A 25,939-nucleotide genomic window follows, 5' to 3' on the forward strand; every position below is an offset into this window, starting at 1 on the left:
AGCAAAACTAATACTAAAGAACCAGTTCAAGAGAAGTATTCCCGAGCCGATATAGGAAAGGCACATAAGATAGTTTTAAGGTCTTGCTCTTCAAGCTACCATCACTATACTGCCTTGCTTTTTCTCGGTCGGCCCTACACCTTGGTGGGAATATCATGATCTTTAACGGTTCACACTCAGATATTAGCGAGCAATTGGATGCTATTGGTACCCCGGTATCTATCTGGCAACAGGGAAGTGCAGACACTTATCAATTGATCAGTGCTAACGATTTGTACCAAGAGGTACTCGATGGCCCTGTCACCCGGCAACTCGGCAACGAGCTGCAGGGAATATTACCCCGCTACATTATCGGCGATATCAAACAAGCCATGGCGCAATGCTGTCGCCTCTTAGAATCCAGAGAAGTAGAAATCGCCATTGAGCGCCACGGCCAAACTTGCTGGTGGCGCTTTATTTACACACCAATAAATAGCGAAGGTCAGCAGCGAGTTCTAAACACCTGCATTGATATTAGCGAGAAAAAACGCCTAGAGCATAGCCTGCAAACCAGCATGCGGCGTTTTGAGGCCGTTATTAATTCTGCCTACGACGGCATTATTACAATTGATGACGAGCAAAACATTAAAATGTTCAATAAGGCTGCCAGCGAAATGTTTGGACTTCCTCAGCAAGAGGCGCTCGGCAAATCACTCAGTAGTTTTATTCCAGCCCGATACCGCGAAAATCACGCCAGCCATGTTGCGGGCTTTCGAGAATCACCAACCTTATCTAGGCCCATGCATACCCGCGCATCGGTCATGGGCGTACGCCAGGATGGCAGTGAGTTTCCCCTAGAAATTACCATCTCTAAAATACAAGTTGGTACCAATAGCGAAATGACAGCAGTCTTAAGAGATATCTCTGAGCGTGCACTATTAATTGAAGAGCTACGACAGGCTGCCGCAATTGACCCTTTAACCGGTACTTTTAATCGGCGTTACTTTTCCAAACAGCTCGACAACGAACGTAAACGCTGCCAACGATTTGATCATCAAATGGCCTTAATCATGTTCGATGTGGACCACTTTAAAGCAGTGAACGATGCCAAAGGCCACAGCGAAGGCGATAAGGTATTAGAGGCATTAAGCTTAAAAGTTCGCCAGCAATTACGTGACGTGGATATTTTTGCACGCTGGGGCGGCGACGAGTTCATTATTTTATTGCCCGAAAGCGATTTAGCCTCAGCTACTGTGGTCGCTGAAAAAATTCGTGAGGTAGTAGCCATTTCACTCGCCCCCATCAGCTTGAGTATGGGCGTACTGAGCTCCAATGGCGAACAAGAAAGTATCGATATTGTAAATCAAGTGGATAGTTTGATGTATGCCGCCAAGAACGAAGGGCGCAATCGCGTGATAGGATCTTAACTCAGTATTTAGCCCAGCAGCTGTCAGCACTTAAAAGGCAGTAAAACAAAAAAGCCCAGGCCAAGGCCTGGGCTTTTAGAGCTGCAACAACAGTAACTTAAGTCGCCATTCCTTGCACGATAGAGATCATTACACCTGCAGCAACCGCCGAGCCGATTACACCGGCTACGTTCGGGCCCATCGCATGCATCAACAAGAAGTTTTGTGGATTGTATTCCAGACCCACCTTGTTAGAAACACGCGCTGCCATAGGTACGGCCGACACACCTGCCGAACCAATTAATGGGTTAATTTGCTGCTCGCTGAACTTGTTCATCAGCTTAGCCATCAATACACCCATGGCGGTGCCGATACCAAAGGCCACAACACCTAGCGCCATAATGCCCAAGGTCTTGGCGTCTAGGAAAACATCGGCCGCCAACTTAGAGCCCACAGAAAGGCCCAAGAAGATGGTAGTGATATTGATCAGCGCATTTTGAGCGGTGTCCGATAGACGATCAACCACGCCACACTCTTTCATCAGGTTACCAAAGCAGAACATGCCAAGCAGTGGTGCCGCCGAAGGTAGCAACAAGGCAACCGCAATCAAGACGATGATTGGGAATACAATCTTCTCGCGCTTCGATACTGGACGTAGCTGAGTCATCACAATTTTACGCTCTTCCTCAGTGGTTAAGGCGCGCATAATCGGTGGCTGAATCATAGGCACAAGCGCCATATATGAATAAGCCGCTACGGCAATTGCTCCCAGCAATTCTGGCGATAGAATCGAGGCCACATAGATAGCTGTCGGACCATCTGCACCGCCGATAATACCAATGGCCGCCGCATCGGCGATGGAGAAATCCATAATGCCCATAGCGCTTAGGCCAACTGCCCCCAATACCGTTGCAAAAATACCAAACTGAGCTGCTGCACCTAAGAACAGAGTACGCGGGTTAGCCAGTAGAGGACCAAAATCGGTCATGGCGCCAACACCCATGAAGATCAACAGCGGTGCAATGGTTGAACCAATCGCAACTGAGTAGAACTTGTACAGCATGCCGCTTTCATAGCCGGCATTGGCCGCAATCTGTTCGGCTAACAAAATCTGCTGAGCCGAGGCATCGCCCATTGCCGCTTTAATATCGGCGTAGGTTTCATAGTTTGCAAGCTCAAGAGCACCTGCGATAGCTGCCATCATTTCTGGGCCACCACCCATCAGGGCATTCTGCACCGCCGAGTAGGCCAAACCCGCACCTGGGATGTTGGCCAAGATACCACCGAAACCAATAGGTACTAACAACAGGGGTTCAAAGTTTTTGCTAATGGCCAACCACAATAGCAGCAAGCCAATAGCAATCATGACGACCTGACCAGGCCCCGAAAACTGAGCTAGACCAGAATCTGCCCATAATCCAAGTAACGCTTCCATTTAGATCACCTCCAAACTTAAGCGATGGTCAGCAGGTTATCGCCAACGGCAACAGAGTCACCCTCTTTGATATTGATGCTGCCAATGGTGCCGGATTTAGGTGCACTTACTTCGGTTTCCATCTTCATGGCTTCCAAAATAATAATGGTGTCACCTTCATTTACTTGCTGGCCTGGGCTGACCAATACCTTAAAGATATTACCCGCCAATGGCGCAGGCACTGGATCACCGCCGGCCGGTACCGCGCCGCCAGCTGCTGGAGCCGCTGCTGCCGCACCACCAACAGGGGCAATACCGGTTAGGTCGCCGCCATTAGCTACTGTTACAGTGTAAGAAGCACCTTCAACGGTTACGGTGTAAACCTCTTCACCCGCGTCGTTAGTTACCGTAGAACCTTCTTTGCCGGTAGGCACAGGTTCAAATGCCGAGGCATCGCCACGATTTTCTAGGAACTTCAAACCAATCTGCGGGAACAGGGCATAGGTTAGAACGTCATCAATTTCACGCTCGCCCGCTTCTAACTTGACGCCCTTCTCTTTGGCCAACTCCTGTAACTCTGCAGTGAGCTTGTCCAATTCAGGTTCTAGCAAATCCGCTGGACGACAAGTGATCGCCTCTGCTCCATCCAAAACGCGATCTTGCAACTCTTTGTTGTAAGCCGCTGGTGCTGCGCCGTACTCGCCTTTCAATACGCCCTGGGTTTCTTTGGAGATTGACTTATAACGCTCACCGGTTAGAACATTTAGAACCGCCTGAGTACCTACGATCTGTGAAGTTGGAGTAACTAGTGGGATAAAGCCCAAATCTTCGCGTACACGCGGAATCTCGTTCAGCACATCGGCGAATTTGTCTTCAGCGCCTTGGTCTCGCAGCTGGTTTTCCATATTGGTCAACATGCCGCCAGGAACCTGAGCTGTCAAAATACGACCATCGATACCGCGCAATGAGCCTTCAAACTTGGCGTACTTCTTACGCACTTCACGGAAGTAGTTGGCGATTTCTTCCAGCAGCGTCAAATCCAAGCCCGTGTCACGATCTTGCCCTTGCAAGATAGCAACCATCGATTCTGTTGGGCTGTGACCGTAAGTCATGGACATTGAAGAAATAGCGGTGTCGATATTATCGATACCCGCTTCTACACACTTCAGTGCAGTCGCAGTAGAAAGGCCAGTAGTGGCATGACACTGCATGTGAATTGGAATATTACAGGCTTCTTTAAGCTTAGTGACTAGCTCATAACCCGCGTATGGCGTTAGCAAGCCCGCCATATCTTTAATGGCGATAGAATCAGCGCCCATATCTTCAATTAAGCGGCCCTGATCTACCCACATATCAATAGTGTGCACTGGGCTTAAGGTATAAGCGATGGTGCCCTGGGCGTGTTTACCCTGCTTTTTAACCGCTTTTAGTGCGGTTTCGATATTGCGCATATCGTTCATGGCATCGAAAACACGGAAGACATCAACACCGTTTACCGCACAGCGCTCTACAAACTTGTCGACAACATCATCAGCGTAATGACGATAACCCAAAATATTCTGGCCGCGGAACAGCATCTGCATAGGGGTATTCGGCATGGCTTTTTTCAGCTCACGAATACGTTCCCAAGGGTCTTCACCCAAATAACGGATACAGGCGTCGAAGGTCGCTCCACCCCAAGTTTCCAAAGACCAGAAGCCAACTTGATCAAGCTTCTCAGCAATGGGCAGCATATCGTCGATACGCATACGGGTGGCAAATAGGGACTGGTGGGCATCACGTAAAACTACATCGGTAATGCCTAGTGGTTTTTTGTTTTCGCTCATAATGGTGCCTTTAACTGGTGCCTAGCTAGCGCTGGCTTCCTAATTTCTAGTGGGCTGTTATTTGTTTCGATGCTGCTCAATAGCGGCCTGAATAATCGCGATCAACTTTGGATCGTTAACTTGGGCAGGGGTCGTAGGTGCAGGGCCTGGCCTCGCCTCAGGTTCCGCTTCAGGAAAAAACTTCTGAATAAGCGACGACATGATCGTCACAGATATCACGAGCAGGGTTAGGAATACGAATACCGTTCCCATCCCGAATAGCATCAGGTCAAAACCCTGCTGCATTAGGCTTGCTGACATGGTGGTCTCCTCGAAATCATATGAAGCTCGCACAAGGCAAGTTTATACGTTTCTCTTATACGCTCTTTGATCCGCTTCATATAGACAGAAGCAGAATGAAGGCTTTTGTTAACAGCCCTTTAACGACTCGCCATTTAGGCTCGCGGCTCACTAGGGGGCCAAATCAGTGAGCTTGGAGAATGTATCTTGATCGGTCAAGGTAAGCAAATTTTCGCGCTTACTACAAAACTACAAAAACACTACAAAAAACATTTTTCTTATGATTCAATGACTTACAAAACCCGTTTCGTCTGAAACCACCTAAACCATCACCCTAAACTACAAGAAATTCCCCACTTGCACCGCACGCACTTAGAGATACCGCAACAATTACAGTAGAATGCTCGATTTTCAGCGAAGTTTATGCGTTTATTGTTAGCCCCAATGGAAGGTGTTGTCGACTTCCAGATGCGCCAAATACTCACCGATATTGGCGGTCTTGATGCTTGCGTTACCGAATTTCTGCGCATTTGTGAGCAGCGGCTGCCAAGACGAGTCTTTATTAAACTGTGCCCAGAACTGGAACAGCAAAGTAAAACTCAAGCCAATACTCCTGTGGCCTTTCAATTGCTCGGCGGCAATGCTGAGGCCATGGCTTACAATGCCGCCAAAGCCGCAAGCCTTGGAGCTCACAGTATTGATCTAAATTTTGGCTGCCCAGCCAAAACGGTAAACCGCAATGACGGTGGCGCTAAGCTGCTGCAAGAACCACAGCGGGTACACAATATTGTAAAAGCCGTCAGAAGCGCGGTACCTCGCGACATCGATGTAACGGCTAAAATTCGCTTAGGATTTAAAGACCGCAGCTTAGGATTAGACAATGCACTGGCTATTGCAGAGGGCGGCGCTCAACAATTAGTGGTTCATGCCCGCAGCAAGGCCGACGGCTACCGGCCCCCGGCCTATTGGAGCGAATTGCGACCACTAAGAGAACAACTGAGCATTCCAGTTATCGCCAACGGCGAGATATGGAGCCCTGAGGATTTGCGACGCTGCGCCGAACAAAGTGGCTGTGTGGACTTTATGATAGGCCGAGGGCTATTAGCTCGCCCGGACTTAGCCTTACAAATAAAAAACCCCGACCAACATATCCCCTGGCAGTGGAACAATATATTGCCTATATTGCACAGCTTTTTTAAAAAAGGGCTGACTCAATACCCCGAAAAGTATTGCGGCAACCGTTTAAAGCAATGGTTTATGTATCTCCAGCGCAGCTACCCTGAAGCTGAGATGTTCTTCAATAAACTAAAACGCTTGCGAAACCGCATCGAAATTGAAGACCTCTTTATACAACAGGCAATAGCACACGATATCAATTTAGACTATGGCAATGACAGATAGACAACTGCAACATCATGAGCACAAACAAGCTAGCCCCAATAAGACGGCAATCTTCTTTTTACTGCATGATATCGAGTCACCCAGTAATGTAGGGGCTATCTTTCGTTGCGCTGACGCCCTGGGCTGCCAACACATCTATTTGAGCGGCAGCACAGCAGCACCACCAAATCGCAAATTACGCAAGGCCTCACGCTCGGCCGAACTCCATGTAAGCTACAGTCAACACCAAAATTATCAAGAAGTCTTTGAAATACTGAACACCTCAAAGATAGCAAGCGTTGCACTTGAATTAAGCCTGCAAAGTGAAGCTATTACTGACTTTCAAAAAAAGCCTAACTCAATGGGTATTTGCATAATACCGGGTTCTGAAAATCATGGTTTAGACACAAAGCTGCTGAATGCCTGCGAAGCCGCTGTTCACATCCCTATGCGAGGCAAAAACTCCTCCATGAACCTTGCAACAGCTTGTGCAATAGCTGCATACCAACTTTCGACTCTCGAATGAGAGCAGGCAAGTTAAGCTATTTTCTCAACACCATTTTCCGGCAATAGCTGATTGGCCTTATCCTCACACAATCGCTGATCGATCTCCCTAAATAGATCCGAAACTTCTCGACTAATATTGCGCATAAAGACTTCACGCTCGAACAAAAACGGTGACCGCCAACCGCAGTGCTTAACAGGATCGCCAATTTCTTCAAACTTAAAGCCGGAATGTTTAATAAGCTGAGCTAATCGGGGCTCCATCATGGCCGCACCGTATTCCGCTTCTGAATTTACAAACAGAGAAACACAAATAGAAAACAGGCCTAAAAGCACCACAGGAGCCTTACAAGCTTCCAATAGATCAGCATTTTCTGGAAGGGTAGCATCCCGGCGCACCTGCCCCCTAAACTCCGGCAATACAGCTAATCGAGAAAACTCAATAATTTTTCCCGGCAGAAAAACATCAGGGTCAAATAGCTCACGATTTAAGTGATCCTTAAAAACTGTCTCGTAAGGTAATTGCTTCTCGGGCATCTCCATGCTGCCACCGATAATTCGAGCACAGGCAACAGCTCTACCGCTTGGCTTATGTAACAATAGCGCATGCTCAGAGTGGGCATCATACTCATCAACTTCCATCTCGTAGTCATCGGCGTCAAAATAATTAAGCTCGCGACAAAAAACGCTATGACGAATTCGATAACACTGTTCCAAATCCTGTGGACTAAAAGCTCTTTTTACATCATAAAATTTTTTAAAATGGTCTAGCAACGTCATCTTACTCCCTCCAAACTGATTGTGAAAACAAACACCCACAGTCGACCCCAAGGAGATCCTACTCTTTCACAGACTACAACAATACTTTTAATAAGCTATGTCAAAGTAATATTATTTTTTTAAGATATGGTTTATCTTTTTCCACTTTATCAACAAAGCAGAATCCATGATGAACAAAAACAAAGGTTATGTAAACCAAGATTATTTAAGCCAAGCCGCGCAAATGTTTGCACCAATAAAATTAAATAGTTATGAAAAACTGCAGGCAAACAACATCCACTCATTAATCGACGTAGGCTGCGGCACCGGCATTGACACCACCACCATTGCCCAACTGCACCCCCAAATTAAAAATATTATCGGTGTAGATTATGATAAAGAAATGGTCGAGCAAGCCGATAAGCTAGCCAAGGAAAAGGAATGCAGTGACAGGACGCAACACCAGCACGCCAATAGCTACGAATTACCCTTCGAAGACAATAGCTTTGATGCAGTTCGGGCCGAGCGCCTATTCATGCATCTAGAGCAGCCTGAGAAAGCCTTACGAGAAATGCTACGCATTGCAAAACCAGGCGGACGAATGGTAATTGTGGAAACAGATTGGGCAAGTATGTCGGTAAACAATGGGCTTGATGAATTAGAGCGCCGGCTAAGTCACTACTTTGCAAACGAGTTTTTAAACAATGGCTATTCAGCACGGCGTTTGCCAGGCCAATTTAAAGCAGCGGGTATCGAAAACGTAGAGATTGAAATTAAAAGTTTGCAGTCGTATGACTTTCAATTATGGCTGTTATTATCACAACACACTGTAATGATGGAAAAAGCCTTGCAGGACAACTTTGTAAGTCAGAAGGAATTTGACGCCTGGAATAGCAATTTAGAAGATAACAGTTCTAAAAAGTCATTCTTTAGCACTATCAATATCATGACTTTTTCCTGCGACACCTAGGTCATTGTAACCAAGTGTCGCCAAAAGCCTCTACGCCGCAGGCGGAAAGTAGCGCCACTTTTTAGCGTGTAGCCTGCTAGGCACGAGCGTAAGCGACATATATCGGATATAATTTATCAGTCAATAAAGTCTAAAAAGAACTAAGATTAAAGAATGGCTTGATTGTTAACGCTGTTGAACGTCAGCTCAGAAAACAGGGAGGCAAGAACTAGGTTAGGAAACCAGTAGATTTCAGCTAACCTTGCACTAACAAGTGTAGTGCTTTGGGATATAGTCGAAATTAAACAATTAGCGAATTATAGGTATAGCGGAAATAGCTAAATGCGAGCGGGTTTTTTAAGTTTAAAGTGGCAAGTAGCTATTAGCGTTAGCCTAATTCTATTCTTGGGAATCGGCCTAATTACTAGCTTTGGCCAAAAGAATCTTGAAGAGACCTTTGTTCAGGAACGAGAGAGAATTTTAAAGGATCGTCAACGTTCTATTGATACCGCCTTGCTGTCCATCCAAGGCCAACTATTACACCTTGCTGGCCATCTACAAGGACAAGCCTCCCAGCGAACCGAACCGAACTCTCTGCGAGAACGTCTAAGTGATACTATTCATTCAAATTGGGATCAATTGAATTTTGAATGGGAAGTTGATGCCGTTTTGCTTTATGGCAGTGAGCAAGAACCATGGCTACACCTTGGCCTCCCAACGATGCAATCGCTACTTCCTAAAGAGTGGCTCAACGCTGTTTACTTATCCGAATCGCCGCTAGATAAAATCTTATGCCGACATTCGTGCTGGCAGGTCGTCGCTGTACCAGTTCTTATTGATACCAATCAAAACGGTGTCATGATCCTCGTCAAGTCATTGGTCGACGCCGTGATCGAATTTCAACAGTCTACCGCGGCCGACGTGGGAATTTTAATTCCGCAAAATGGCGCGCCGAATAGTTCCCAAACCACTCTTCGTGGCCTTCCCTTCTGGCAGCACGACATCGTCGCCCTAACAGGTGGCCAGAGCGCACAACAAGCCTTACAAGCTCTCAGCTCAGAAACAGCGTTCGAAAACCTAATTAACCAGCGAAGAGTATTAGAGTTTAAAGAACAAAATTTGGAGCTCGCGGCAATAAATTTAAGCGGTCAACGTCCATCAGAGCAAGCTTCGGTTCTAATTATTGAGGATGTTAGTGTTCCTTTAAATGAATTGAACTCCACCATCCAGACATTGCTGTGGGCGGCCTTAGTAATTCTAATTAGCGCGGAGATCGCACTTCTGTGGATACTTTGGCGCCCAATGAGCCAACTCAAAAAAGTGGCTACAGTCCTTCCAGAATTAGCACGCAATGACAGGAATCGACTTGAGTTACTCCCTAAGGTTTCAGAAAGCTCGATTTTACTGCGCAATGAAATTCATAACTTGCAGGATTCCAGCGTAGATCTAGCCGAAAAGCTCGCCGAAATGGATGAGCAAATAAAGCTTCGAACCCGGGGACTAAAAATACGAAGCCGAGAACTTCTGACAGAAAAGAACTTCGCTACAACATTGATCAATAACGTCCAGGCTATCATCCTAACCCAAGACAAAGATGGCAAGATTCACCTCATTAATAATGAGGGCTGTAATTTGCTTGGGGTTGCCATGAGCGCCGACAATCAAAGCAAAGAACCACTAAACTTTATGGACTGCTTTGGCTTTAATGGTAACGACATTGTAAATCACGGTATTGCAGGCCTAAGCCAAGGGCCAGGCAACAGCTTTCAACATGAGGGCGAGTTGTCATTACGCGGGCAAAACTATTACATGCAATGGAAGCATAGCTTGCTGCCAGGCAAAGAAGAAATGATCTTAACAGTAGGCATTGATCTTAGCGGTCGCAAAGCGGCCGAAGATAATTTAGCCTGGCTTGCGGACCATGATCACCTTACCAAGCTTTTCAATCGCCGCCACTTCCAGCGTGAATTTGAACAGATTTTAAAACGCAGTCATCGTAATAAACGCGCTGGAGCATTATTCTTCTTCGATATCGATCAATTTAAAGTCATTAACGATACCTCAGGGCACCCAGCTGGAGACAGACTGCTTTGCGAAGTAGCAAACCATCTATCTCTAGGCGTACGCAATATTGACGTGTTCGCCCGACTCGGAGGGGATGAGTTTGCACTCTTAGTTGAAGAGATTAACGACGAAGGCATTATTACCTTGGCGCAGAAACTTTGCGATATCGTCGGCAGTATTGAGGTAGATTTAAACGGTTTAAAGCACAAGATCTCCATCAGTATCGGAATCGTAAAGTTTCCAGCTCATGGGCAAGGTGTTGAAGAGTTAATGGCCAATGTGGATCTAGCCATGTATAAGGCCAAGGCCAATAATAATGGTCGCAGCAATTGGCAAATGTATTCTGCCTCCAGCAGCAGCAAAGGCGAGCTGGTAAAAACCGTTGACTGGCAAGCTCGAATTCGAAGCGCATTAGATGAAGAACGCTTGGTGCTCTATTACCAGCCAATTTACAACTTAAATGACGATAGTATTTCTCACTATGAAGCTTTAGTTCGCATGCTTGACGAAAGTGGAAATATTATTCCGCCTGGGCAATTTATCCCCATCGCAGAACAAACTGGCTTGATTATGGAGTTAGACCAATATGTTGTGCAACAGGCAATCAAAGATTTGTCTCGATTCCAAAGCGAAGGGCAAGATATACACATAGCAATCAATATCTCCGCCAAGGCATTGGCTAGCGGAGAATTCATACAAAGCCTTACTCAGGTCACCATGAACCGTGACAGCCTTCACGGAAAAATTATATTTGAGCTTACTGAGACCGCAGCGGTTGAAGATGTTCACATTACGGCCGATATCATCAATAGCTGTAAGCGTATGGGCTATTTGTTCTCTATTGATGACTTTGGTAAAGGTTACGCCTCTTGGTTTTACCTACGAGAGCTGCCTGTCGATTATGTAAAAATCGACGGCTCATTTGTACGCAATTTAGCATCCAGCAAGGAAGATTACCTATTTGTGCAAGCCATCAATAATGTTGCACAGGGCCTGGGTAAAAAAACGGTTGCCGAATTTGTGGAAAATGCAGAATCTCTTGAGCTCATCAGAGAACTCGGCATCGACTACGCCCAAGGCTATTATATCGGCAAACCCGCCGAGCAGCTTTTAAAGGATGAAGACATTCTTCACTTAGATAAAAAAAGTAAAAATTCAAAAAAAGTTACAGCCATTAAAAAAAATACGGACTATGCAAAAAATAGCAACTAGAAATAAGCCCGCGTTTCTTGGCAGTGCCTGCGAGTCTTTGCGGCGATACTTACTTAGCAGCCTGCTGCTGATGTTATGTATTCTCGAGAGCGCCGTTGCAAACCCACCCTATATTGCGGTGATTGCTCATCAAAAAGTCGATGCCGCTAGCCTTTCGGCTCCGCGCTTAAAATCTATTTTTGGGATGCGAACCACCACATGGAAGGACGGTAAGCAAATCAAAGTCTTTGTACTTAAAGACAAAGATCCCCTGCACGTTCGTTTTGCTAAGGATGTGCTGCAAACTTATCCATACAGTCTACGTCGAATATGGGAGCGCCGGGTCTACTCAGGGACTGGTTTAGCACCCACGGTAGTCGACTCAGAGACTGAGATGCTGAAATTAATTGCCGAAACAGAAAACGCCATCGGCTACATTCAGCAACACAATATTGACCAAAACGTTAAGGTATTAGAAATTCAATGAAAGGATTGCAAACAGCCATCACAGCCTTCTCAGTATTGGCACAGATAGCGGCCGCCCCAGCGATGGCGGTGAATTTCGATACTGATCTAGGAAACATTCAAGTTCACGGCTTTGTCACTCAAACCGTACTGCACAGTGACGACAATAACTTTTTTGGCAACTCAGAAGATACCAGCTTTGAGTTCTACGAGGCAGGTTTGAATGGTCTTTGGCAGTTAAGCCCTAACCTCAAACTGGCAGGTCAAATTCTCGCGCGAGATGCCGGTGCAACAGATGATGGCAAAGTAAGAGTAGACTATGCCTTCTTGGACTATAATTTCTGGCGCAGTGACTCGGCGCATGCCGGCTTGAAATTAGGGCGCCTGCTCAATCCATATGGCATGTACAACGACACCCGCGATGTTGTACATACACGCCCAAGTATCCTACTACCGCAATCTATCTATTTTGATGTTAACCGCAACCTAGCCCTGAGCTCAGATGGCGCCAGCCTGTATTACCAGCAGGAGTTTAGCGATGGTGGTTTGAATTTCGAATTACTATCAGTAAAGCCTAGAACCAGAGACCCTGACTTGGAGCCTGCAATATTCTTTACCGATAACCCAGGTGGACTTGAGGGCGATAGAAGCACTTGGTTCGCACGCGCAATTTACAGTTACGACTTAGATCGAGTGCGCGTCGGTCTTGCAGCTGGCTCTATTGATGTTAATTACGAGCCGGCTGAAGTTGATCCGATCGAATCTGCAGGCTTTAACTTTAAGCCTTTATTAATTTTTGGTCAGTACAATGCAGAGAAGTGGAGCCTAACAGGCGAGTTTGCCAATCGCCGACTAGAACTTTTCGCATCGGTATTGCCTGCCAATGTCAAATCCGTTGGGCACAGCTACTTTCTACAATATGATTATCGCCTAGCTCCTGCCTGGGAAGCATTCATTCGCTATGACGACCTAGTTTGGGATAAGAATGATCGAAATGGAGAGCAATTTGCGGCAGCTACAGGGTTGCCCGCTCATTCACGTTATGCAAAGGACTGGACCTTAGGCTTACGCTGGGATGTTAGCGACAATTTTCTGCTAAGGGCGGAATTTCACAAGGTCAAAGGAACCGGCTGGCTATCAAGCCTAGAGAATAGTAACCCGCTTGCCACTCAGAAGGACTGGCGTCTATTCGCACTCTCAGCATCCTATCGATTTTAGGGATGTGGCACGGCGTCTTTGTTTTAGCAAAGGCGCCAAAGCCTAAAGCTAAGCCCTACTTGCTAAAACCAGCGTCCCTGCCTAGATATATCCCCTTGCTTAAGACGGGCACCTAAACGCCCTTGGGTGATTACACGATGATTTGTAATCAACAGTTTGATTTTGCGTCCCATACGCTTCATAAACATCAACCTCAGCAGCGAATGGCAGAGTACAACTCAGCCTAAATAAAAAGCCCGCGAATTATAGTGGCTAAAGGGCAAAAAACCAGCACGTCTTTAGTCTAATATTCAGTTTTCAGATAAAGTGCTGTTCAAATTTAATACAGCACTCCACCAAGTCTTGATGTAAATCAGCACGCTAAACAAGCCAAGCTCATAAAATGGCAACAATAGACCAGCTCAAGCTGGCGATTTTATGATCTCTAAGCAAGTGGACCAAAATGACAGATATTAGCTGGGATGAGTCGCTCATTAAGCGACATGATTTAGCGGGCCCTCGTTACACCTCCTACCCTACAGCGCCCCACTTTAACGACAACTTTGGCACAGCGGAGCTAGAAGCCGCCATTGCGCGCAGCAACCAAGCGGCCAGGCCCTTGTCGCTGTATATGCATATCCCATTTTGCGACACGATTTGCTACTACTGTGGCTGCAACAAAATAGTTACTGCAAATAAAAAACGCGCCGAACCCTACTTGGAAAAGCTACATCAGGAAATGAGCTTACTGGCGCGCTGGATTGACTCGGATAGGAAGGTCAAACAACTTCATTGGGGTGGTGGAACACCTACCTATATCAGTCACGATCAGATGCGCTCTTTGATGGATCACAGTAAGTCGCTGTTTCAGTTTAGCGATGATGGTGAGTATTCTATCGAGTTACACCCTGGCACTACAGACAGCGACACGATTAGCCTATTAAGAGAAATTGGCTTTAACCGTTTAAGTATGGGGGTTCAGGATTTTGACCCAACCGTGCAAACTGCCGTAAACCGATTCAATAGTGTGCAGGAAGTGAAAGAACTGGTCGATAGGGCCCGAACTGAACAGTTCGACTCTATCAGCATGGACTTAATCTACGGACTGCCTTTTCAAAACTGTCAAACTCTGGCCGAAACACTGGACAAGGTGATACAGCTAGGTCCAGATAGATTATCCCTATTCAATTATGCTCATTTGCCGCATTTGTTTAAAACCCAAAAGCAGATGGATGCCAGCGCCCTACCCGCTGCAGAAGAGAAGCTCGCCATGCTGCATTTAGCCATCGACACCCTGTGCAGTAATGGCTACCAGTATATTGGAATGGATCACTTTGCCAAGCCAGATGATGAGCTCTGTAAGGCTCAGCACGATGGCAGCTTGCAACGAAACTTCCAAGGCTATGCAACTTATGGCGGTTGCGACATGTTCGCCTTTGGCGTTTCTTCCATTAGCGCCATCGATAATATCTTTGTACAAAATCTAAAAGATATACCACGCTACAGCAAAGCCCTAGAGCATGGAGAGCTGCCTATTGCCAAAGGCTTGGAGCTCAGTAAGGACGATTTGCTACGCCAGCATGTCATCAATCGCCTAATCTGCCAATTCGAACTGAATTTCGATGCTATCGGCGATGAGTTTGATATCGACTTTCGCGCTTATTTTGCCCTTGAGCTAAACGAACTCAAGCCACTTTACAGTGACGGCTTATTGAGCAGGCTAGACGACAATCAACTAGAGGTAAGCCCCGCTGGGCGTTTGATTATTCGCCGCGTCTGCATGGTATTTGATGCTTATCTTAAGCGACCGCAAGACGCGCAACTAATCGCCAGCAGTCAACAACCTCGCTACTCTAAGATTATCTAGCACATGCAAGCCCTACCACTTTAGCTATAAAAGGCGAGATATTTGAGTTATGGACTCATCGGCCGGACTATTGAATAATGTTCGGCCTAGCCTAACTTAGAGATTTGCCATGTCTGAATTTAGCCACCTAAGTGACAAGGGTGAAGCCCATATGGTGGATATCGGCAATAAGCACGATAGCCAACGACTGGCCAGAGCTTATGCCCGAGTCGCTTGCAGCGACGCCATTTTAAGCGCCCTCGCCGATCAAACTGCCGCTAAGGGCGACGTACTGGCAACCATGCGAATTGCCGGTATTCAAGCTGCAAAAAAATGCTCTGATATTATCCCACTTTGCCACCCTTTGATGCTTAACAAAGTCAGCATTGATATCGAGTTAGACCCTAGCAATCAATGCGTTCATATCGAAAGCCTTTGCAAAGTTAGCGGCAAGACTGGGGTGGAAATGGAAGCCCTAAGTGCAGCCTCGGTTGCCGCTCTTACCCTTTACGATATGTGCAAAGCAATTGACAAAGGAATGATCATTGAAGAGATCAAGCTGCTAGAGAAGAAAGGCGGAAAATCTGGCCACTGGGAGAGCGAATAAAGACATGATCACACTATTGTATTTTGCCAGATATCGAGAAGTACTTGGGCTCGATAGCGAACAGCTAGTATTCGCAAAGCCATGTACCGTGCAAGATGTTATAGAACAACTGAAACAACGCGGCGAGCCTTGGTCCAGCACACTATCGGATAGCAAATTAATGCTTGCTGTAAATCAAACCATCGCATCTGCCGAGCAAGAACTTAATGACGGTGACGAATTAGCATTCTTCCCACCAGTAACGGGAGGCTAGCGATGAGCAGTTTATTGGAAGCTTATGTACAGACCGAAGATTTCGATATCGCACAGGAATATCAGTACCTGCGAGAAAACAATAGTGAATGTGGTGCCTTCGTCAGCTTTTTAGGGCAAGTTCGAGACTTCAACGAAGGCGATAGCGTCAGCAGCCTAGAGTTGGAACACTACCCAGGCATGACCGAAGCCGTATTAAACAAGCTGTTGCAAGAAGCATCAGATCGCTGGGCAATCAGCAGAGCAAAAATCATCCACAGGGTTGGAGCATTGCAAGCAAGTGACAAAATCGTTTGGGTGGCTGTTAGCTCAGCCCATAGAGCCGATGCTTTCGCGGCCTGTGAATTTCTTATCGACGCCTTAAAGACGCAAGCGCCATTTTGGAAAAAAGAATGCGCAGAGCATGGCGAGCGCTGGCTTGACGCCAAAGATAGCGATCAAGCAAAAGCCCGCCAATGGATGAAGTAAGTCGCTACAAAGCCGCCTTACGGCTTAACTGCAGTAAATCCTGCTCTGCGGCAACGATATTACTGTACAGATTCTCGTAGTCTTTTCGACGCTTTTCACCAAATAGCGGATCTTCTATAGCAGGCAGCTTCTCGGCGATCCACTGCCAGTCTTCATCTTGCAAGTGCTGCTCCATAAGCGGATAAACCCACTTATTTTCTTTTTCTATGTGGTCGGCTTGGTTGTGAATATACAACTCGGCCAGGGTTTTTAAATTTTTAATTGGAACCACGCAACCTTGAGCAATACTGCGTAAAAAGTGTTCCAACTCAGCGGTTTGCTTTTCCATGCGACCATGATCGCAAATAATTTCTCGCAACAACTCACTCTCAGGCACGCGTTTGAGTAGCAATAGAGAAAACACTTGATCTTCAATAGGGTGGTGCCAGTATTCTGGATAGGTTTTAATATACTCGACAATATCCAGCAGCAACTCTAATCGTTCAGGGCTCACGCCCTCGGCGCCCAATGGATTAATGATGGTTCTCATACAGTGGAGCAATCGTTGTATGTGGCGATGATCTGAACACAGCTGGCGATACACGGGGTGCATAGTGGCGCCTCCAGGCAATTCAAGTTTTTTTGTTTGTTACCGATGCTTTAAAGCAAGGTAAGCTCTTTATCTCTTAATCCACAAGAGGCGAAGTAGAGTCGAGAAATGGCACTACTAAGGCCTGCTAACACTCATTCGGCCTTTATGCCCTTTGGGTACATAGGGTTAGGCTCGATAAAGCCCAGATTATTACTAAACTTAGGTATGGGCGTTGATATGTATCAACGCCGTCTCAGCGCAAGGAAACCTGTGTGCCAATGATTGATCCAGGCCCTAAAAACCTCAAATACTACTGGCTGGCCCTAAAAGCGGTGCTATATAAGCACTACACTGCCTCCCAAAGACAGATATTTAAGCAATTTCGATTGGGTGCAGGCTTATTTTTTGTGGGGCTAGTGGCAATTTATGGCAGCTACCAACTGCTGCAGGAGTCTTTAGGTAGAGAAATAGTACTGCTATTGAGCATTGCCGTTGTTCTAATGGGTTTTGTGATTGCCATGCTGGCACAAATACGCCTGCTAATTGGGCGAATTCTGCACTTTATATACCACTAGCCAGCACCGCTCAATGATCAAGATTTTTCTAGCGCTTGATTGATGTATATATCGTAACGACTGCTCTTTCCTATAAGTTGGTGATCGGGCTTTTGCATGCCCAAAAAAGGCGCAATTTTAGGGCGTTTAACCACCACCCTCGCCAAAGCCACGGCCTTAGCAGGCTCCAGTAGATCATCAGCATCTAGGTCATTGCCTACCACATGGTGAAAGCTCTGCATTTCCTTTTTAACTTGGGCGGACTTTTTTCGCTCCGGGAACATTGGGTCTAGGTATACCACTTGTGGGCGCTGCTCCAAAGTTATGGCATCATTCGCAAGGGCAAGTAGATGGTCTCGGGCATTTGCGTTGATCAGCTGCATCCGGCTGATTACTTCACTTAACTCAGCGTCATCGCGCGCTTCTATTTCGGCACGTTCCAGGCCATCTTTTAGCAATACATGCACAATAGCAGAGCGCTCTAACATGGTGAGCTGGCAGCCAAGACTGGCCAGCACAAAGCTGTCTTGCCCCAAACCCGCCGTGGCATCGAGGACTCGAGGGCGTAGTTTAGCTTTTATCCCGACAGCTTTGGCAATCATTTGCCCGGTGCCGCCACCGTAAATTCTTCGATGATTGGCTTTACCGTGGCAAAAGTCCACCATGATCGTCATGGCATTACTCAAATCAAGCAGCTGTATACCTTCTGCTGTAAGAAAATAAACAAAGCGTTGCTCCGGCGATTCTCTAAGCAGTTCTTTGCAGTACGCCGTGCGCGCCTTACTTTTTTGCCTCAGTAATTCATATTGTTCAAACAAAGGCAGCTGAAACTCTTCCGCTAACTGCTGTGCTCGTCCTGTTAACGTAGAATCAAAAACCACAATACCCCGAAGGTTTTTTAGCGATAAATCATTAAGCATTGATCGTTTATTAACTCCACTGATCGGCAATTGACGATTGGCTAGCAAGCTTTCGCCCTATTCACAGAACTTTCATAAAACTGTCATTTAAGATGCTTAAGTTAGCCCCAGACACATCAATGTCTGCATACAAACAATAGTTGCTATGCCTGTTTACTAAACTATTACTTAGAACCTTAACCGAAATTTTGCTTGCTTTCGGCAAGAGGTCTCAATACATACCGAGATACACACAATATGATTTCTTTACGCCAACTGTTTAGCTGTTGCTTTTCCCTCATTTTACTATCTTTGGCTGGCCAGCTGTACGCCAATGAAAATTGGGCGTTTAATCCTACTCAGCAAGCCTTATTCACCATGAAAGGCTCCAACACAATTGGTGCAAGCTTAGGGCCCAACCTCGCCAAGCTTTACCTTGAACATAATGGCGTACAAGAAGTGCGTATTTTACCCAGCAATGTAGAAAATGAATATAAAATTAGCGGACAACTACAAGGTAGAGAAGTATATATAGATATCGCCGCGCATGGCTCGAGCACAGGCTTTAGAGCTTTACATAACGATAGCGCTGATATCGCCATGTCATCCCGCCCCATCAAAGGCAAAGAGGTTAAAAAGCTACGAGCACTTGGGGATATGCTCAACCTTAAAGCCGAGCACGTCATCGCTATTGATGGCATCGCGGTTATCGTTCATCCAAGCAACCCGATTTCTCAGCTCAGCGTACAGCAGATAGCCAGAGTTTTCTCAGGTGAAATTCATAACTGGAACCAACTGAGTTCGAACTACTCCGGTGCTATCAATATATATGCCCGAGACAACAACTCGGGCACTTGGGACACCTTCAAAAATCTAGTATTAGCTAAAAAGATTCCTTTATCTGAATCCGCTAAACGCTTTGAATCGAATGACTTACTTTCTGATACTGTAACCGCCGATCCACAAGGAATTGGTTTTGTCGGTCTCGCATCAGTCCGACAGGCCAAAGCGCTTTCGGTATCAGATGAAAATACTGTTGCCCTACAACCACTGCATATGACTATCGCAACAGAAGATTACCCCTTAGCCCGTCGTTTACATTTATACACCGCCCCCTCTTCTCGCAACTGGGCTGTCAGTGATTTTTTATCCTTTGTACATGGACGGATGGGACAGGAAGTTGTTGAAGAGGTAGGATTCATTTCACAAAACCCTGTAGCGGTAGATAATCTAGAGGATCGTCAGGGTCCGAATGAATATCTAAAGTTAACGCACAGCGCTAAACGCCTAAGCCTAAATTTTCGCTTCAAACCAAGCAGCGCATCTTTAGACAATAAAGCCCGCCAAGATATTATTCGTTTGAGCCAGTTTTTACAGCTTGCCGAAAATCGCCACATGCGCTTATTGCTCATTGGTTTTGGCGATGAAAAACAAAGTGAGCGTCGCGCTCACATTCTTTCTAAACTTCGCGCATCAGCAGTGAAGTCCGCTTTGCGCCACCAGGGAATTAGTACCTTGCCAGTAGCAGGCTTTGGCGCATTCAAACCGGTTGCCACCAATAGCAGCTCCAAACGAATTAAAAACCGAAGAGTAGAAGTGTGGTTAGTTCCAGAGAACAGCCATACCGAGTCACTCAGTATGGCTTGGCGCTAAGCATTAGATTTAGAATTCTTGCACTAGCTGAAAAAAGACCTTAATTAATCAAATAGACCTTTTATTTCTAAGATCTTTTCCTTTGCCTGCTTTAAAATTTCCAGCGAGGTTTCTGGCGAGTAACTCTCCTTAAGGGGGAGTCTCTTTATAGCAGGGACTTCGGTTAGCCTGGCCATCGGCAGTGGTACTCGATTATTAAGGTAGCGATGCAAAATGGCTACCTGTATTAAATCACACAAGTCGGCTGATGCAGAGTGTGTGCGCTGCCAGTTTTCAGCTTGCTCAGTAACACTTATGTACTGATCGGCAATTTGCCATTTACGCAATATCTCTGCACCCACATCGGCTTTAAACTCGGCTATGAGACCATCGATATCCGCATCCTCCTTGAGTAGGCCCGGTTGAGCCAAGAACAAACCTAAGAGGCCCACCACACCAATATCATGCAACAAACCTGCAAGCAGAGCTTCCTCTGATGAGTAAGTAGGGGCAATCAGCATTTCGCGAATCACCATCGCTAAAGCAGCAACTTCAAGGCTTTCTATCCAACTCTGCCGTAACTTAGCTCGCAATGCTTTATCGTCGCTATTAAACAAATCACGTAGCGCAAATCCCATAACCAGTTGTCGAGTTGCGCCCAAGCCAAGCCTTACAATGGCATCGCGAGTTGTTTCGCAGCGCCCTAAAGAGCCGTATAGGGAACTATTCGCAATGCGTAACAGTTTCGCCGCTATAGCAGGATCGGTGTTCACTAAATCGGCTACGGACTCTGCGCTGGCCAAATCTGATTCAACCAGCTCGCCAATTCGAATAGCTACTTGGGGCAGACTAGGCAGTTTTAAATCATCACTTTCTAATGCAGCTTGCACTTCGCGAAATAAATCAATATCGCCCTGCGATTCTTCCGAAACCTCATCAACACCATAATCTAAAAGGCTCGCCTCAAGATAATCAGGCGAATCCATGCTTTTGCTCTTGGGGCTGTCGTAATCAAAGGACTTAACCACCAAAAGCTCTACTGCACCCATTGCAGAAACCGTATATTGTCTCGGTCGCAATTTTGACACCTGACGGTAAGCCATCGGGTCTTCGTCGCTGAACACACGGCTTTTCTGATCATTAGACACTAGCTGCAGTTGCCCTTTTAGCAGAAAGTAGTCCTGCGCATCTCTATCACCGGCGCAAAACACCACCTCCCCAGAACGTAAAACTCGGCGCTGACTGTGGTTACAAACAATAGACAACTGGTCTTCGCTCATGGAGTCGAAGGGCTCAAACCGTCGTAATTCTGATAATTCTATTTCGCTGGACATAAACTGCTTATCACATTGTATCTTCACATTCGTTAGCGGCTAATTAACAGATTGCTTAAGCCAAAATTTAGTTCTCTGTTCAGTATAGTCCAGCTATCAATAGCATTCCCTATTGGAAGCGCCTATCATGTGGTCAATTTTGTTAATAAGGGTTGCCCAAATGGCACGCAAATCTACCTTTCTACGATCTCTGCTACTCGCAGCTACAGCAGCAGGCTTAGCAGCTTGCGATGGCTACCGCTTGAGCATTAATGAGCAGGCCATTGGGCAGGCACGTGAAGTCTTCAGGGCCTATGACATTCCCGATAAGAATTTGCGAAACTGCGTAAGTCAACGCATAAATGATGAGCAAATACAGCATGCGGGACAGCTAGATTACTTGAATTGCAGCCATGCGGATATTACTGAGCTTACCGGCTTAGCGATCTTTGTCAGTCTTGCTCAAATAGATTTGTCATCAAATCATATTCGCGATATTGGAGAACTCAACCGCTTACCACAATTGAAAGAAGTTAATCTTGATAAAAACAGCTCTGTGGACTGTAGCCAGGTGGCCGCTTTACGAGCCAAACAAGAAATAGAAGTTAAAGCGAAGAGCTGCCCTTAGAAATCGCTAAGAGAGTGGCGCTAATGAGGCGCAAACATTAAGCCGACCACATTGCGATGCTGGTGCATTACCCTCATCGCAGTGGGCTCACTATTAATACTTCCCACCAGCTTTTTAAATCGCACTTGCACCACGGTTCCAACAGGAGGCAAAGGTTGATTTTCAATCAGCACGGATGCTCCGCCGTCAGAGACATCTCTAGCAAACCCAATAATAGTGCCAAAGGCAGGATGAGTAATTTCGACACGAATAGAAGTCGGTTTTCGCTCAAAACGCCGGCGATCATCCCCACTCATAGCATCCCCTGAAATAGCTCTTATTCTGTTTTAATTGCTTAAGTGAGCCAAACAGCATTGGCATCACAGTCCTTTTAAAGCCGATCAGCAGTATAAGATTTTATTCCGCTTGAAACCAGATACAAAAACCCAGTTATGCGAATTTACCCACAACTCAGTTATGCACAGATTCTGTGGATAAACCTGTTCACAGCTTTGGGGTGTTTGTCAGCCCCCATTAAATATAGGGGGCGAGAGAGAACTGCGCAAACATTGAACAGTGTGAACGGCCTTATTTCTTGACCCACTGGCCAGCGGCATTTTGCACATAATTACCTTTAGCGGTTTTCTCATACGCACGCTGGGCGAAGCGTTTAGATACCTGGTCTAAGGTCGCACCAGTTTTGCCCACTGTTTGGCGAAACTTATCACGGCGTTTATTGTTAATAGTCTTAACCAACTGCTGAATATCAGTGCTAGCAGGCTTAACAACATAACCTAAATAACCATCACTACGTTCACCCACCAGGCCTTTCGCCTTAGCACTTGCTAAATCAATTGCAAAAACCTGTACTGAAAATAAAGCCGCTAAGGCCGCAATCATTAATTTTTTCATAGCTCCCCCGTTAAAATAGTCCGCTATCTTCTTCAAACATACCATCAAGCTCTTTGTCGACTTTAACTTTGATTTCATGCTCAATTTTTACATTTAGATTGATTTCGATAGGCTTATCAGGCACAGCGACTTGTACCGTTGGGGTACAAGCCGCAAGCCCAAAAACCATCGCCAAAACAAACAAAGCTCTATTCATCTTTTAGCTCCATTAAACAAAACTCGATTGATCTTACAGCAAAATCGCTACTGCATTAGCTTTTCACTGATCACGTCTGTGACAATACGCCCAGCCTGAAGGCTTTTAATGAGATTGGGTACATTATCGCTGATATTTAAATTCAAATTCACTTGGCGTCCATCTTGAAATTCAGGATTTTTGCCTTGCAACACTACGGCCATTTGCAAATAACCACTGTCATCGTACTCTACATCCGCTGTTAACTGCTCATAGTGGTAGTTGCTTAAAGCTTCAGACACCACATCCATTAAAGGGTTTCCGCTGTCCGCTAAACCAGAATAACGAATATAACCAGGCTCTATTGCAGACAATTTACCCTTTTCGATAAACAACTGATTTGCCTTTATCGCAAAGGGTAAGCGACCACTCAAAGTCGCAGTGGCATCGAGGCCGTCATAATCCGCCGCTAACAGTAAACTTTGCAGCTTTACTTGCTCTATATCCAAGTAGCCCTTAGAACTGGACAGCAAGCCATCCTCAAAGCGCAACTGCAGCTCTTGCTTTGAAAGCTTGCCATCAAGTAAGTTGGCCCTAAAATCTTTTACAGTGATGGCGTCTAACTCACTTAACTGGTATTGCAGCGCTAATGATTTAAGCTCTAAGCCAATATCTAAACTCGACAGAGCTATCGCACCATGAATATCTACCGACTCGCGGGAGTCTAGTTGCCAGTGCTGCTGCCCTTGCAGGCCCAGAAAACCGACGTCTTGATAGACACCGCCGAGCTCTTCAAACGTAAGTACGCCAGTCGTATTCCAATGAAATTTTGAACCTAGCTGCCAAGAGAGTTGGCCCGATGCATCCAGCTTACCATTAAGAAGGTTCCCATCTAGCGGCCAATGTGCAAAACGCTGCGCCAATCCGTCTGTGGCCGTAAAATCGTCCAATTTCATTTGCCACTGTAATTTCCCTTCAGCTGTATTCTTTAGCGACCTATGAGAACCTTGAACGGCCAAAATAGGACGAGCCATATCACTGGCAAGCAGGCCATTAAATAGCCATTGCCGGCCATCAAATGTTAACTCGCCATCAGCCAACAAGCCTGCTACACGCGTTTGCTGAAGCTCACTCAGGCCTACGTTCAAGCTCCACTTTCCACTCAATTCAAATGACTTGGCCATGTCGAACGTAAGATCTTCGAGTAATACGGTTACCCGCTCGCTAAGTAAGTCAGGGGCTAAGTTCAGCTGTTTTGCCTCTATGCTTAATTTAGGCAGACTTACATTAACCATGAATGAACCACCCTGCATATTTGCATTGGCTTCTAGTTGGTTAATTTCGATTTTTGTCTGCGAGATTTCTGATGGGGCTAAATGCAGCTCACTAAGCAACATCTTACTATCACCGCGCCATTGTAATGAGCGTTCTGCTAAACGCATTTGAAGGGGGCCAGACCAGCCTAACGAATCTACATATCCGCTCGTATTTTCTGGCAACAGGCCCAAGGAATGCCAAGCCTGTAAGTCACTATTGCTTGAGTTTCCCTGCACATCAATCAAGCAGCTGTCTAAGTTACAAGTCTGTTGTGATGATAGCCTTAGCTGAAGTTTACCGAGCTTGTTGGCGTCAACAAAAACAGAAGTCTGACCCAAGGCAAATGACAGCTCCTGCGGCTGCCACTGTAATTCAAGCTTTTCTTGTAAAACAAACTTACCCTCGAGTTCAAGCTCGGCTATTTTTAGTTCAATAGATTGTTCGCTAAAGGGCGGGATCACCCCGCTAAATTGAAGCGGCGTAAAATCATTATCGAGCTGAATCTTACCGAAAGCACTGATGTCCTCGCCTTTGATTGCCCGAACGCTATCTAGATCCGCTAATTCAGAATATGGAAGCTCTTTCGCCAGGATCAAAAGCTTGCTGACTGAACACTGACCTTGCCAATCAATTTGATATTGTTTGTCTATAAACTGAGCGGTGAGCTTGGCCGAAGCAATGTCTTGCAAACCAAAACTGCCAGCAATAATAGGTTTATCCTCTTGCCAGCTTTGTTGTACTTGCAATTCGAATGCTAAGGGCTCAGGTCTTACCTCTGCCGCACTGATCTGCCCCGACAGTTGAAAATTCTCTTGTTCCCCATGCTGCCAATCTAGCTTGGCCAATAAGCTATTTTCTTCGTGGGATAACTGCAGTGTATCCACTCGCAGTTTAAAGGGCTTCAAATCACGCAGTTGCTGCAAGCTATCTTCAAAGGTCTGACTGAGAGGCGTTTGCTTATCTTCTATGGCCGCATCATTTTGTTGCTCTGCAGATACATCTAGCAATCGATACTCTAAACGATTCAGCTGAATTTCCTTTGGCCAATAATGCCAAGGCCTGAACTTAATGTTGAGTTGCTCGGTAGATAGCTCACCAGCTTGATGCTGAAATGAAAAAGAAGGGCTCTTTAGCCACCAAAACCCTTGTTCTGAACTAAACTCGAAAGCTTGGTACTCAAGATGCTTGATGTCATTGCGCCAAAGTCCAAGCAGCTTTGCTGTAAGAGAGTAATTGTAATTTAGTACATATAAAAAAATGGTAAGCAGCGCCAGGATAAGCACTGCAGCTAGCGACAGAAGTTTAAACGATTTTAGCAGCAGCTGTGATCGACCCATTGGCATGATGCCGCTCCTTGTTCCGACAGCCTTTGT

General features: G+C 46.0%; 25 protein-coding genes. 14 read left to right on the forward strand and 11 right to left on the reverse strand.

Annotated elements, in window-relative coordinates; all coding sequences use genetic code 11:
• The first annotated feature begins 155 nt into the window (after positions 1-155).
• A complete protein-coding gene (locus Q1A41_RS07295) occupies positions 156-1,406 on the forward strand; it encodes a sensor domain-containing diguanylate cyclase (RefSeq protein WP_299976470.1) in 1,251 nt (416 codons plus the stop codon).
• A 97-nt stretch (positions 1,407-1,503) separates the two neighbouring features.
• Here the strand turns inward: Q1A41_RS07295 and Q1A41_RS07300 are convergent, their stop codons facing one another.
• The 3 genes from Q1A41_RS07300 to Q1A41_RS07310 are packed head-to-tail and all read right to left on the reverse strand — an operon-like array spanning position 1,504 to position 4,925.
• Positions 1,504-2,820 (reverse strand): sodium ion-translocating decarboxylase subunit beta, encoded by a 1,317-nt coding sequence (locus Q1A41_RS07300; protein WP_299976473.1) that lies wholly within the window; start codon positions 2,818-2,820, stop codon positions 1,504-1,506.
• A gap of 17 nt (positions 2,821-2,837) precedes the next feature.
• Positions 2,838-4,625 carry a sodium-extruding oxaloacetate decarboxylase subunit alpha gene (gene oadA, locus Q1A41_RS07305; RefSeq protein ID WP_299976476.1) on the reverse strand — a complete coding sequence of 596 codons (1,788 nt, stop codon included), beginning with the start codon at positions 4,623-4,625 and terminating at the stop codon, positions 2,838-2,840.
• A gap of 57 nt (positions 4,626-4,682) precedes the next feature.
• The gene (locus Q1A41_RS07310) at positions 4,683-4,925 is read right to left on the reverse strand and encodes an OadG family protein (RefSeq protein ID WP_299976479.1); all 243 of its coding nucleotides are present in this window, start codon (positions 4,923-4,925) and stop codon (positions 4,683-4,685) included.
• A 402-nt stretch (positions 4,926-5,327) separates the two neighbouring features.
• Between Q1A41_RS07310 and Q1A41_RS07315 the strand changes: the two genes are divergently transcribed.
• On the forward strand, positions 5,328-6,305 hold the full coding sequence (locus Q1A41_RS07315; RefSeq protein WP_299976482.1) for a tRNA-dihydrouridine synthase: 978 nt from the start codon (positions 5,328-5,330) through the stop codon (positions 6,303-6,305).
• On the forward strand, positions 6,295-6,810 hold the full coding sequence (locus tag Q1A41_RS07320) for a TrmH family RNA methyltransferase (protein WP_299976485.1): 516 nt from the start codon (positions 6,295-6,297) through the stop codon (positions 6,808-6,810). Before Q1A41_RS07315 ends, Q1A41_RS07320 begins: the two co-directional genes overlap by 11 nt.
• 11 nt (positions 6,811-6,821) lie before the next feature.
• On the opposite strand, the gene Q1A41_RS07325 is transcribed toward Q1A41_RS07320, so the two are convergent.
• Positions 6,822-7,568, reverse strand: coding sequence for a PEP-CTERM/exosortase system-associated acyltransferase (locus tag Q1A41_RS07325; RefSeq protein WP_299976489.1), 747 nt, complete (start codon positions 7,566-7,568; stop codon positions 6,822-6,824).
• 166 nt (positions 7,569-7,734) lie between these two features.
• On the opposite strand from Q1A41_RS07325, the gene Q1A41_RS07330 reads away from it, so the two are divergent.
• The 8 genes from Q1A41_RS07330 to moaE all read left to right on the forward strand — a co-directional run bounded on the left by Q1A41_RS07330 (position 7,735) and on the right by moaE (position 16,586).
• Positions 7,735-8,517, forward strand: a complete 783-nt coding sequence (locus Q1A41_RS07330; RefSeq protein WP_299976492.1) for a methyltransferase domain-containing protein — start codon at positions 7,735-7,737, stop codon at positions 8,515-8,517.
• Between the two features lie 321 nt (positions 8,518-8,838).
• Complete coding sequence (locus Q1A41_RS07335) at positions 8,839-11,772, forward strand: EAL domain-containing protein (RefSeq protein WP_299976495.1); 2,934 nt, start codon at positions 8,839-8,841, stop codon at positions 11,770-11,772.
• A gap of 70 nt (positions 11,773-11,842) precedes the next feature.
• Positions 11,843-12,238, forward strand: coding sequence for a hypothetical protein (locus tag Q1A41_RS07340; RefSeq protein WP_299976498.1), 396 nt, complete (start codon positions 11,843-11,845; stop codon positions 12,236-12,238).
• Positions 12,235-13,434 carry a hypothetical protein gene (locus tag Q1A41_RS07345; protein ID WP_299976501.1) on the forward strand — a complete coding sequence of 400 codons (1,200 nt, stop codon included), beginning with the start codon at positions 12,235-12,237 and terminating at the stop codon, positions 13,432-13,434. Before Q1A41_RS07340 ends, Q1A41_RS07345 begins: the two co-directional genes overlap by 4 nt.
• Positions 13,435-13,876: 442 nt before the next feature.
• A complete protein-coding gene (gene hemN, locus Q1A41_RS07350) occupies positions 13,877-15,280 on the forward strand; it encodes an oxygen-independent coproporphyrinogen III oxidase (RefSeq protein WP_299976504.1) in 1,404 nt (467 codons plus the stop codon).
• 109 nt (positions 15,281-15,389) lie between these two features.
• Complete coding sequence (moaC, locus tag Q1A41_RS07355; protein WP_299976507.1) at positions 15,390-15,866, forward strand: cyclic pyranopterin monophosphate synthase MoaC; 477 nt, start codon at positions 15,390-15,392, stop codon at positions 15,864-15,866.
• Positions 15,867-15,870: 4 nt separating this feature from the next.
• The gene (gene moaD, locus Q1A41_RS07360) at positions 15,871-16,119 is read left to right on the forward strand and encodes a molybdopterin converting factor subunit 1 (protein ID WP_299976510.1); all 249 of its coding nucleotides are present in this window, start codon (positions 15,871-15,873) and stop codon (positions 16,117-16,119) included.
• Positions 16,120-16,121: 2 nt separating this feature from the next.
• Positions 16,122-16,586 (forward strand): molybdopterin synthase catalytic subunit MoaE, encoded by a 465-nt coding sequence (gene moaE, locus Q1A41_RS07365; RefSeq protein WP_299976513.1) that lies wholly within the window; start codon positions 16,122-16,124, stop codon positions 16,584-16,586.
• Positions 16,587-16,590: 4 nt separating this feature from the next.
• On the opposite strand, the gene Q1A41_RS07370 is transcribed toward moaE, so the two are convergent.
• Positions 16,591-17,178: a hemerythrin domain-containing protein gene (locus Q1A41_RS07370; RefSeq protein ID WP_299976516.1), complete on the reverse strand. Its 588-nt coding sequence runs from the start codon at positions 17,176-17,178 to the stop codon at positions 16,591-16,593.
• Between the two features lie 257 nt (positions 17,179-17,435).
• On the opposite strand from Q1A41_RS07370, the gene Q1A41_RS07375 reads away from it, so the two are divergent.
• Positions 17,436-17,732: a hypothetical protein gene (locus Q1A41_RS07375; RefSeq protein ID WP_299977811.1), complete on the forward strand. Its 297-nt coding sequence runs from the start codon at positions 17,436-17,438 to the stop codon at positions 17,730-17,732.
• Positions 17,733-17,749: 17 nt separating this feature from the next.
• On the opposite strand, the gene Q1A41_RS07380 is transcribed toward Q1A41_RS07375, so the two are convergent.
• Entirely contained in the window at positions 17,750-18,631 is an 882-nt protein-coding gene (locus tag Q1A41_RS07380) for a class I SAM-dependent methyltransferase (protein ID WP_299976519.1), read from the reverse strand.
• A gap of 237 nt (positions 18,632-18,868) precedes the next feature.
• On the opposite strand from Q1A41_RS07380, the gene Q1A41_RS07385 reads away from it, so the two are divergent.
• A complete protein-coding gene (locus Q1A41_RS07385) occupies positions 18,869-20,263 on the forward strand; it encodes a substrate-binding domain-containing protein (RefSeq protein WP_299976522.1) in 1,395 nt (464 codons plus the stop codon).
• Between the two features lie 44 nt (positions 20,264-20,307).
• Here the strand turns inward: Q1A41_RS07385 and Q1A41_RS07390 are convergent, their stop codons facing one another.
• Positions 20,308-21,576: an HDOD domain-containing protein gene (locus tag Q1A41_RS07390; protein ID WP_299976525.1), complete on the reverse strand. Its 1,269-nt coding sequence runs from the start codon at positions 21,574-21,576 to the stop codon at positions 20,308-20,310.
• 160 nt (positions 21,577-21,736) lie between these two features.
• Between Q1A41_RS07390 and Q1A41_RS07395 the strand changes: the two genes are divergently transcribed.
• Complete coding sequence (locus Q1A41_RS07395; protein WP_299976528.1) at positions 21,737-22,183, forward strand: hypothetical protein; 447 nt, start codon at positions 21,737-21,739, stop codon at positions 22,181-22,183.
• A 20-nt stretch (positions 22,184-22,203) separates the two neighbouring features.
• On the opposite strand, the gene Q1A41_RS07400 is transcribed toward Q1A41_RS07395, so the two are convergent.
• The 4 genes from Q1A41_RS07400 to Q1A41_RS07415 form a co-directional block, all read right to left on the reverse strand.
• Positions 22,204-22,479 carry a PilZ domain-containing protein gene (locus Q1A41_RS07400; protein ID WP_299976531.1) on the reverse strand — a complete coding sequence of 92 codons (276 nt, stop codon included), beginning with the start codon at positions 22,477-22,479 and terminating at the stop codon, positions 22,204-22,206.
• Positions 22,480-22,750: 271 nt separating this feature from the next.
• Positions 22,751-23,074, reverse strand: coding sequence for a YdbL family protein (locus Q1A41_RS07405; protein ID WP_299976534.1), 324 nt, complete (start codon positions 23,072-23,074; stop codon positions 22,751-22,753).
• Positions 23,075-23,084: 10 nt separating this feature from the next.
• The gene (locus tag Q1A41_RS07410) at positions 23,085-23,270 is read right to left on the reverse strand and encodes a YnbE family lipoprotein (protein ID WP_299976538.1); all 186 of its coding nucleotides are present in this window, start codon (positions 23,268-23,270) and stop codon (positions 23,085-23,087) included.
• A 47-nt stretch (positions 23,271-23,317) separates the two neighbouring features.
• On the reverse strand, positions 23,318-25,909 hold the full coding sequence (locus Q1A41_RS07415; RefSeq protein WP_299976541.1) for a YdbH domain-containing protein: 2,592 nt from the start codon (positions 25,907-25,909) through the stop codon (positions 23,318-23,320).
• Positions 25,910-25,939: the final 30 nt, after the last annotated feature.

The organism is uncultured Pseudoteredinibacter sp., from assembly GCF_947502065.1.
Taxonomy (GTDB): domain Bacteria; phylum Pseudomonadota; class Gammaproteobacteria; order Pseudomonadales; family Cellvibrionaceae; genus Pseudoteredinibacter.